The sequence below is a fragment of the Actinospica sp. genome (assembly GCF_035552695.1).
Lineage (GTDB): Bacteria > Actinomycetota > Actinomycetes > Streptomycetales > Catenulisporaceae > Actinospica.
The window spans coordinates 1-9,227 of sequence record NZ_DASZKT010000126.1; the positions used below are offsets into that span (position 1 = coordinate 1).

The following is a 9,227-nucleotide window of genomic DNA, read 5'->3' on the forward strand; positions in this document are numbered from 1 at the left end:
CTTGCGTCGGCGTCCCGTTCCTCCGCTCATGCCAACTCCTCGGCCGACCGCTCCGGCTGGTACAGCTTGCGCTTGTTGATGTACTGGACGATGCCGTCCGGAACCAGGTACCAGACCGGCTCGCCGCGGCGCACCCGGTCGCGGCACGCGGTCGAGGAGATGGCCAGCGCCGGGATCTCCACCAGCGAGGCCTTGCCGAGCGGCAGGCCCGGGTCGGTCAGCGTGTGCCCGGGGCGGGTACAGCCGACGAAGTGCGCCAGCTCCACCAGCTCGTCGGCGTCCCGCCAGGAGAAGATCTGGCCGAGCGCGTCGGCACCGGTGATGAAGAAGAAGTCGACGTCGGGACCGCGCTCGAGCCGCAGGTCCCGCAGGGTGTCCACGGTGTACGTGGGGCCGCCGCGGTCGATGTCCACGCGGCTGACCGAGAAGCGCGGGTTGGAGGCGGTGGCGATGACCGTCATCAGATAGCGGTCCTCGGCCTCGGTGACCAGCCGCTCGGTCTTCTGCCAGGGCTCGCCGGTGGGCACGAACACCACCTCGTCCAGCGAGAACAGCGAGGCCACCTCGCTGGCCGCGACGAGGTGCCCGTGGTGGATGGGGTCGAAGGTGCCGCCCATCACGCCGAGCCGCACCCGCTGCTGAGGCCGGGGTGCGGTGCCGAAGCCGTTCATGCGTCCCGACCTTACCGTGAATCCGTGAGCAGGCGGCCGGCCGTCCGCGAGCCGGATCCGACCGCAGACGGAAACGTCCTGATTCGAGGTTACTTGTCCCGGTTCAGCCGGGTGACCAGGAACAGCAGCACCAGGAAGATGCCCATGACGATGGCGGAGTTCAGAGCCGGGTTGATGCCGGCGTACCGGTTCGGCGTGGTGCCCTCGGCCAGCACGGAAATCACGTGTGCGTTCATCGCAGCTCGTTTCGTCTCGGTGCGGCGCTGACTCGTCGTCAGGCGCGGTGGGTCGCTTCGGCGGTCGGTGCCGCGCGCACAAATATACGGCCGGGGGCCTGGCGCGGCGCCGACGGGGTGGGCATGGCGCTACTTCTCGTCGTCCTTGTCACCCGACTTGACGTATCCGCGCAGCACGAACCACGCGATCCCGGCCACCAGGCAGAAGCCGCCCACGATGTACAGCTTCAGAAAGATCCCCGGAGGGGCGCTGTCCGAACTGACGCTCGCCAGAATGTGCTCCATGGCTCGTCCTCACTCGTTCTCGGGTTACCACAAGAGAGTAGGCCCGAGGCGCAGCGCACAACGCGCGGGGTCGGTATGTTCGGATCGGGTGACCATCCCGCCACTGAAACGAGGGGGTTTTCCGGCTATGCCCGTTGAGACCCAGGACGCCGTGCCGGCACGCGTCCGCAAGACTTTTCCCGGCATCAGCTCGCGCGCGTACGAGCACCCGGCCGACCGGGCCGCGCTGACCGGGCTGCGCAAGCTGGCCGGATTCGACGCGCTGCTCAAGATGCTCAACGGCCTGATCGGCGAGCGGCGGGTACGGCTGCTGCTGCTCGGCAACGCGGTGCAGGTCTCCCCGCAGCAGTTCCCGCGGCTCGAGGGCCTGCTCGCCGACGCCTGCCGGATCCTGGACCAGGACCGCACCCCGGAGCTCTTCGTACAGCAGAGCCCGATCGTCAACGCGATGACGATCGGCATGGACCGGCCGGTGATCGTGCTGACCACCGGTCTGGTCGAGCTGCTGGACGAGGAGGAGCTGCGCTTCGTGATCGGGCACGAGCTCGGGCACGCCTTCTCCGGGCACGCCGTGTACCGCACCATGCTGCTCTGGCTGCTGAACCTGACCGGTGCCGCCTCCGCGCTGCCCGGCGGCGTACTCGGGCTGCAGGCGCTGATCACCGCGCTGCTCGAGTGGTTCCGCAAGGCGGAGATCTCCTGCGACCGGGCCGGTCTGCTGGTCAGTCAGGACGTGGAGGCCGCGGTGCGCACGCACATGAAGCTGGCCGGCGGCGCGCACCTGCACGAGATGAACCCGATGTCCTTCATCGAGCAGGGCCGCGAGTACGAGTCCACCGGCGACGTGCGCGACTCGCTGCTCCGCTTCTCGCTCACCTCGCAGGTCACCCACCCGTTCCCGGCGGTGCGCGCGCTCGACCTGACCCGCTGGATCGACTCCGGCGCCTACGCCCGGATCATGACCGGCGAGTACCCGCGCCGGTCGGAGGATTCGAGCGCCTCGGCGCGGGAGGCCGCGAAGGAGGCCTTCGACGCGTACAGCCAGGGAATTCGGGACAGCTCGGATCCGCTGATGGGTAAGGTGCGGGACTTCATGCGCGAGGCGGGCGCGGTCGGTGATCGCCTCGGGGAGAAGATGTACCGCAAGTGGGGTCCGTCCGGTCCGCAGGACCGGGAGGGGACCGAACCCGAGGATTCGGAGGATTAGTCGGATGAGCAGTGTCAGCGAGATCCCGGTCAAGAGCCTGGCCGGTCAGGACACGACGATCGGCGCGCACCTGGGCAAGGCGGCGCTGGTGGTCAACGTGGCCTCCAAGTGCGGTCTGACCCCGCAGTACACCGCGCTCGAGGAACTGCAGAAGACCTACGCCGAGCGCGGCTTCAGCGTGCTCGGCTTCCCGTGCAACCAGTTCGGCGGGCAGGAGCCCGGGACGGCCGAGGAGATCGAGACCTTCTGCTCGACCACCTACGGCGTGACCTTCCCGCTGTTCGAGAAGATCGAAGTCAACGGCGCGGATCGGCACCCGGTCTTCACCGAGCTGACCGCGGTCGCCGAGCAGGAGAGCGGCGAGGCGGGCGATGTGGCCTGGAACTTCGGCAAGTGGCTGATCAATGCGGACGGCGAGCCGGTGGCCCGGTTCAGCCCGCGCACCACCCCGGACTCCCCCGAGGTGGTCGCCGCCATCGAGAAGCTGCTCGGCTGAAAGCTCGGCTGAGCTTGACGGCGAACAGTTGACAACGCGGGAAAAGCGGTAAGGCTGAGCCGAGGACGGCATTCGCGGGCCGTCCTCGGTAACCGGCGGGGTGGAATTCGCGCTCTGGTCCCGCCGGGTTCTGTCTTATCGGCATGACCTGGTGGGGGCGACGAAGGTGGTGGAGAACCTGTCCGGACGTACGGTGCTGGTCACCGGCGCGTCGAGCGGTCTGGGGCTCGCGGTGGCCAAGCAGTTGGCCGGCTCGGGCGCGCGGACTCTGCTCGGCTGCCGGGACAAGGACCGGGCGCGGGAGGCGATGGAACGGATCCGGCTGGCGCATCCGGCCGCCCGGGTGGAGTTCGTGTACGTGGACCTGGCCAGCCTGGAGTCGATCGAGGAGGCCGCGGCGGAGCTCGCCGACCGGGCCGGAGAGCTCGACGTGCTGGTCAACAACGCGGGTGTGATGGCCCCGCCGCCCGGGCACACCCCGGACGGCTTCGAGATCCAGATCGGCGTCAACCACCTCGGGCACTTCGCCCTGACGGGCCATCTGCTGCCGCTGCTGCTGGCGGCGGAGCAGCCGCGCGTGGTGACGGTGACCTCGGCGCTGCACAAGCTCGCCGTGCGCAATGAACTGACGGACTTCAAGATCCTGCCGCACGGTTCGAACTGGCTCGGCTACGGCCGGTCCAAGGCCGCGAACCTGATGTTCGCGTTCGAACTCGATCGGCGCGCGCACGGCCGGCTGTACTCGCTGGCCGCGCATCCGGGCCTGGCCCGCTCGGAACTGGTGGCGCGCACGGAGGGCGGCGGGCGCAAGGTCGTCGGCCCGGCGCTGCGGCGCGGCACGCACATCGTCGCGCAGTCCGCGGACCAAGGCGCGCGGCCGATCCTGTTCGCGGCGACGGCGAAGGCGGCGCTGAAGGCGGGCGCGGCGCGGCCGCACGTGCGCGGCGAGGTCCCGGACATGACCGGCACCCGCTACTTCGGTCCGCGCGGACCCGGCGGGCTGCGCGGCGCGCCGAGCGTGGCCGGGGCGAGCGCGCTGGCCAGGGACCAGGAGCTGGCGCGGGAGCTGTGGGACGCCTCGGTCGAGGCGACCGGCGAACGGTACGCGGCGCTGGGCTGACTGAGGCCGCGCGGCGCTGCGGTACGGTTCGCGGCGCGCGGCGCGGGCTGAGGCGGCACGGCAGCGCTGGACGCGGCGTGCGTGCGTACACGGCTCCGGGCTGAGGCGGGCGGCGCTTGCGGTACGGGGCGCGGCTTGTGGCGGTGGGCTGAGGTGGCACGGCGGTGCGGAACTCGGCGTGCGTGCGTACACGGCTCCGGGCTGAGGCGGGCGGCGGCGCGTACGAGGCGCTGCGATGCGGCGCGGCGCCGGGCCGAACTGCCGCCGGGCGTTTTCCGGTCGGCGTGTGCTTCGTGTCACCCTGGAGCGCACAGACCTCCACACGGAAATGGGTGAGTTCGCTGCCCGGCAAGTCTCCCGACGGTCCCCCGCCGCCCCCGGTCGTACAGCGGGTGCGCGTGTGCTACGCCAAACGGGGCCGGCTCAGGTTCACCAGCCACCGCGACATCCAGCGCGCCTTCGAGCGCGCGCTGCGCCGGGCCGCGGTGCCGATGGCCTATTCGGCCGGGTTCACGCCGCATCCGAAGATCTCCTGGGCCGGCGCCGCGCCGACCGGCACCGCGAGCGAGGCGGAGTACGTGGAGCTGGGCCTGGCCGACCGGATGGAGCCCGAGCAGCTGCGCGCCGCGCTGGACGAGGCGCTGCCGCCGGACCTGGACATCCTCGTGGTCGACGAGTCCGACGGCGGCTCGCTGGCCGAGTACCTGGAGGCCTCCGTCTGGCGGATCGAGCTTCCGGAGGTCGAGCCGTCCGCCGCGCGGGCCGCGGCGGACGCGTTCCTGGCCGCTGAGCAGGTGGATGTCCAGCGGCTGACGAAGAACGGAATGCGCACGTTCGACGCGCGGGCTGCGGTGGCCGAACTCTCCAGTCTCGACGACCTGCCGTCCGTGTGTGCGATACTGCGAGTGGTTGTCCGGCATGCCACCCCCGCGGTGCGTCCCGACGATGTGCTGACCGGCCTCGGCGCGGTCGCGGGCCTAGTGCCTCCGGTTCCCCCCAGGGTGACCCGGCTGGCGCAGGGACCGCTGGCCCTGTTGCTGAGCCATGATCAGGGAGTCGTGCCGACAGCCCCGGAACACGGCGCTTCGCCGACTTCCGAGCCGACGGTGGTCGCACCAGGTGTGGAGAACCCACAGCCCGGGGATTGACTATTCGACCGGCCCGGTGTGCGGACCACGCGTTCCGAGCCGCCACGACTTTTGTGTACGACGAGCCCCTGCGCGGCGCCGACGCCCTCCCGCGGATACGTGAGGAGCGCCCAGAGCGCCCGGGGGCCATGACGGGAGAACCGCCCGAATGCTCGATCATGAGCCCGAGAACAACGACATCGACAGCACGTCCGACGCCGGACGTGACGTGAGCAGCGGGGAAGAGACCCCCGCACCCGCCAAGCGGGTGCGCAGGCGTGCCGCGAGCCGCCCGGCCGGAGCGCCGGATTCCGCGGTCGGCGCGGCCGCGGCCTCGGCGAGCGCCGAACTGGCGCACACCGGCCTTCAGCAGGACGGGGCCGGGCAGGCCGCGTCCGCCGAGGAGGCGCCCGCTCCGGCGAAGCGCGCCACGCGCAAGCGGGCCGCCAAGAAGACCGCGGCGGCGCCCGAACCCGCCGCCGAGACCCCGAGCGAACCCGCGGCGGTTGCCGACGCACCCGCTGTGAACGCTCCCGTCGCCGAGGCGCCGGCCGCCGAGCCGGCCGCGCCCGCGCGGCGTACCCGGAAGCGCGCCGCGTCGCGCTCCGCCGGGGCGCCGGACAGCGTCCCCGCCGAGTCCCCGGTGAGCGGGGCGCCCGCCGAGCAGGTCGCGGAGCAGGCCGCCGAGCCGTCCGCCGCGGAGACCGCCGAGGCCACCGAGACTCCCGCCAAGCCGCTGGCCAACGCCAAGCGCACACGTAAGGCCGGGACGGCGAAGCGGGCCGCCAAGCGCGCCGCCTCGACCCCCGAGACCGCGCCGGAGCCCGCCGCCGAACCGCCGATCATGGTCCTGCCGATCCCGGACGAGTTCACCGAGGACGAGGCCGACGAGCTGGTCGAGGCGCTGGCCGAGGACGCCGGGCAGGCCGGGGACGAGTCCGCGGAGCAGTCCGCCGAGGCGGCCTCGCCGCCCGGAGGGACGCCCGCGTGGTCCGGGAACCTCTTCCAGGCGCCGGTGAGCGTCACGCCGTTCCGGCGCGCGTCGGCCCCCGCGCCGGTAGCGGACGCGCCCGAGCCGGATGAGCAGGACGAGGAGCAGACCGAGGAGTCCGCCGCGTCCGAGTCGAGCGCCGGCAACCGGCGTCGCCGTCGTTCGCGCAACCGTCGCGGCGGCGAGAACGCGCAGGCCGCCACGACCGAGCCGGACGCCGACAAGAGCGCAGGCGAGAAGGCCGACGACGCCGAGGAGAAGTCCGAGGACGGCGAGAAGGCCGACGCGCAGCACGAGACGATGGACGTGTCCGACGACACCAGCCGTCGCCGCCGTCGCCGGCGCCGTCGGCAGACCGCCGAGGACCTCGCGTCCGGCGGCACGGACGGCACGGACGACCCGCCGAACACCGTGGTCAAGGTGCGCGAGCCGCGGCAGCGCCGCTCCCCCGGCTCGCCCGACTCGGTGGCCACCGAGGACGAGGTGATGGGCCTGCGCGGCTCCGTCCGCCTGGTCGCCAAGCAGCAGCGCCGCCGCGAGGGCCGGGCCACCCGCTCGCGCCGTACGCCGGTCATCACCGAGGCCGAGTTCCTGGCCCGCCGCGAGTCCGTCGAGCGCGTGATGGTCGTGCGGCAGACCGCCGGCCGCACCCAGATCGGCGTGCTCGAGGACGGCGTGCTGGTCGAGCACTACGTCAACCGCGAGTCCTCGGTCTCCTACGTGGGCAACGTGTACCTGGGCAAGGTGCAGAACGTGCTGCCCTCGATGGAGGCGGCGTTCGTCGACATCAACAAGGGCCGCAACGCCGTGCTCTACGCGGGCGAGGTCAACTTCGACGCGGCGGGCCTGAGCGGGCAGCCGCGCCGGATCGAGTCCGCGCTCAAGAGCGCCCAGTCGGTCCTCGTGCAGGTCACCAAGGACCCGATCGGCCACAAGGGCGCCCGGCTGACCAGCCAGATCTCCCTGCCCGGCCGCTTCCTGGTGTACATCCCGGGCGGCTCGATGATGGGCATCAGCCGCAAGCTGCCGGACACCGAGCGCGCGCGGCTCAAGCAGATCCTGAAGAAGGTCGTGCCCGAGGACGGCGGCGTCATCGTGCGCACCGCCGCGGAGGGCGCCAGCGAGCAGGAGCTGTCCCAGGACGTGGCCAGGCTGGTCGCGCAGTGGGAGGAGATCGAGCGCAAGGCGAAGACCGCGTCAGCTCCCGCGCTGCTGTCCGGCGAGCCCGACCTGACGGTGCGCGTGGTGCGCGACATCTTCAACGAGGACTTCAGCAAGCTGATCGTCTCCGGCGACACCGCGTACAAGACGGTGCACGAGTACCTGAGCGGCGTGGCCCCGGAGCTGGCCGAGCGGGTCGAGCACTGGACCAGCGAGACGGACGTGTTCTCGGTCTACCGGATCGAGGAGCAGCTGTCGAAGGCGCTGGACCGCAAGGTCTGGCTGCCCAGCGGCGGTTCGCTGGTGATCGACCGCACCGAGGCCATGGTCGTGATCGACGTCAACACCGGGAAGTTCACCGGTCAGGGCTCGTCCTCGCTGGAGGAGACCGTCACCCGGAACAACCTGGAGGCGGCCGAGGAGATCGTCCGGCAGCTGCGGCTGCGCGACCTCGGCGGCATCGTGGTGATCGACTTCATCGACATGGTGCTCGAGTCCAACCGCGAACTGGTGCTGCGGCGGCTGCTCGAGTGCCTGGGCCGGGACCGGACGAAGCATCAGGTGGCCGAGGTCACCTCGCTCGGCCTGGTGCAGATGACCCGCAAGCGGGTGGGCCAGGGCCTGCTCGAGGCGTTCTCCGAGCCCTGCGAGCACTGCAACGGCCGCGGCGTGATCGTGCACACCGACCCGGTGGAGCTCAACGGCCGCAAGCCGGAGCAGCAGGGCTCGGGCAAGCAGGGCCGGCAGCAGCAGGGCGGCGGATCCGGGCACACGCACGGCGAGGCCGCGGGTTCGACCTCGAGCTCCGCGTCGGTCGCCGTGTCGGACGAGTCGTCCGACACTGATTCGGGTGCGGGTGAGCGGCACGAGGAGGGCGGCGAGGGCCGTCGCAGCCGTCGTCGTCGCAAGGCCGGACGCGCGGCGACGCACGAGCACGACGCGTCGGCGGAGTCCGCGGACTCGGCTGATTCGGCGGACTCGGCGGGCGAGGAGCAGGAGTCCTCGGCCGCGGAGTCGGCGGCCGAGCCGTCCGCACAGGACGCGGCTCCCACGGCCGAGGCGGCCCACCCGGCGACCGAGCACGCGGCGGCGAGCCCCGCGGCGCGGCAGCCCGAGCAGCGGGAGACCGAGCCCGCCGAGCCCGCCGAGCCCGCCGAGCCGCTGAATCTCAAGGCGCACGCCGAGGACCCGGACTCGCTGGAGAGCGCGCTCGCGGACTCCGGCCGCCCGCGCCGCCGGGCCCGCCGCGCGGCGTCCCGCCCGGCCGGAACCCCGTCCGTCTGACCTGCGCCGGCGAACGCACGTCCGCGCCGCATGCTCGGTTTGACCCGCGTGCGGCGCGGAACGTAACCTAGACCTTCGGTGTGTCCCGGCCTTCGGCCGCGTGATCGCACCCCTTGTTGACCAGCCTCGCGTTGGCAGACTCCGTGCTTGTGACCCAGTGTTCGTGCTGGGCCGGCAGTCGGGAGATAGCTGCGCGCTGGCCAGAGTGAGCCCCGCGGCGGAAACCGCGGGCGGGAAGTGGCAAATCGTGTACGCGATCGTCAAGAGTGGCGGCAGGCAGCACAAGGTCTCCGTCGGCGACATCGTCGAGGTCGACCGGATCGTCGGCAAGCCCGGCTCCGCCGTCGACTTCAAGACCCTGCTCGTGGTGGACGGTGACCAGGTCACCTCCGACCCGTGGATCCTCGAGGGCGTGACGGTCTCCGGCGAGATCGTCGCCGAGATCAAGGCCGCGAAGATCGACATCCTCAAGTACAAGAACAAGACCGGCTACCGGGTGCGGCAGGGTCACCGCCAGAAGTACACCCAGGTCAAGGTCACGTCCATCGAGACCGGGAAGAAGTAACCGACATGGCACACAAGAAGGGCGCCTCGTCCACCCGGAACGGGCGCGACTCCAACGCTCAGCGGCTCGGCGTCAAGCGCTTCG

Annotated in this window: 10 protein-coding genes; 7 read left to right on the top strand and 3 right to left on the bottom strand. The window is 71.7% G+C overall.

The window, feature by feature from the left end:
• Nucleotides 1-26: 26 nt before the first annotated feature.
• The 3 genes from nadD to VG296_RS15880 form a co-directional block, all read right to left on the bottom strand.
• Nucleotides 27-671: a nicotinate-nucleotide adenylyltransferase gene (nadD, locus tag VG296_RS15870; protein ID WP_325566495.1), complete on the bottom strand. Its 645-nt coding sequence runs from the start codon at nt 669-671 to the stop codon at nt 27-29.
• An 89-nt stretch (nt 672-760) separates the two neighbouring features.
• On the bottom strand, nt 761-907 hold the full coding sequence (locus tag VG296_RS15875; RefSeq protein ID WP_325566496.1) for a hypothetical protein: 147 nt from the start codon (nt 905-907) through the stop codon (nt 761-763).
• Between the two features lie 129 nt (nt 908-1,036).
• Nucleotides 1,037-1,192 carry a hypothetical protein gene (locus tag VG296_RS15880; protein ID WP_325566497.1) on the bottom strand — a complete coding sequence of 52 codons (156 nt, stop codon included), beginning with the start codon at nt 1,190-1,192 and terminating at the stop codon, nt 1,037-1,039.
• A 127-nt stretch (nt 1,193-1,319) separates the two neighbouring features.
• On the opposite strand from VG296_RS15880, the gene VG296_RS15885 reads away from it, so the two are divergent.
• The 7 genes from VG296_RS15885 to VG296_RS15915 form a co-directional block, all read left to right on the top strand.
• Nucleotides 1,320-2,399: a M48 family metallopeptidase gene (locus tag VG296_RS15885; protein ID WP_325566498.1), complete on the top strand. Its 1,080-nt coding sequence runs from the start codon at nt 1,320-1,322 to the stop codon at nt 2,397-2,399.
• 4 nt (nt 2,400-2,403) lie between these two features.
• A complete protein-coding gene (locus VG296_RS15890; protein ID WP_325566499.1) occupies nt 2,404-2,895 on the top strand; it encodes a glutathione peroxidase in 492 nt (163 codons plus the stop codon).
• Between the two features lie 151 nt (nt 2,896-3,046).
• The gene (locus tag VG296_RS15895; protein ID WP_325566500.1) at nt 3,047-4,015 is read left to right on the top strand and encodes an SDR family NAD(P)-dependent oxidoreductase; all 969 of its coding nucleotides are present in this window, start codon (nt 3,047-3,049) and stop codon (nt 4,013-4,015) included.
• Between the two features lie 332 nt (nt 4,016-4,347).
• Nucleotides 4,348-5,163, top strand: a complete 816-nt coding sequence (locus tag VG296_RS15900) for a TIGR03936 family radical SAM-associated protein (protein WP_325566501.1) — start codon at nt 4,348-4,350, stop codon at nt 5,161-5,163.
• Nucleotides 5,164-5,311: 148 nt separating this feature from the next.
• A complete protein-coding gene (locus VG296_RS15905) occupies nt 5,312-8,578 on the top strand; it encodes an Rne/Rng family ribonuclease (protein ID WP_325566502.1) in 3,267 nt (1,088 codons plus the stop codon).
• A gap of 247 nt (nt 8,579-8,825) precedes the next feature.
• Entirely contained in the window at nt 8,826-9,143 is a 318-nt protein-coding gene (rplU, locus tag VG296_RS15910; RefSeq protein WP_325566503.1) for a 50S ribosomal protein L21, read from the top strand.
• A gap of 5 nt (nt 9,144-9,148) precedes the next feature.
• The coding region (locus tag VG296_RS15915; RefSeq protein WP_325566504.1) for a 50S ribosomal protein L27 at nt 9,149-9,227 on the top strand (79 nt) is incomplete at its 3' end.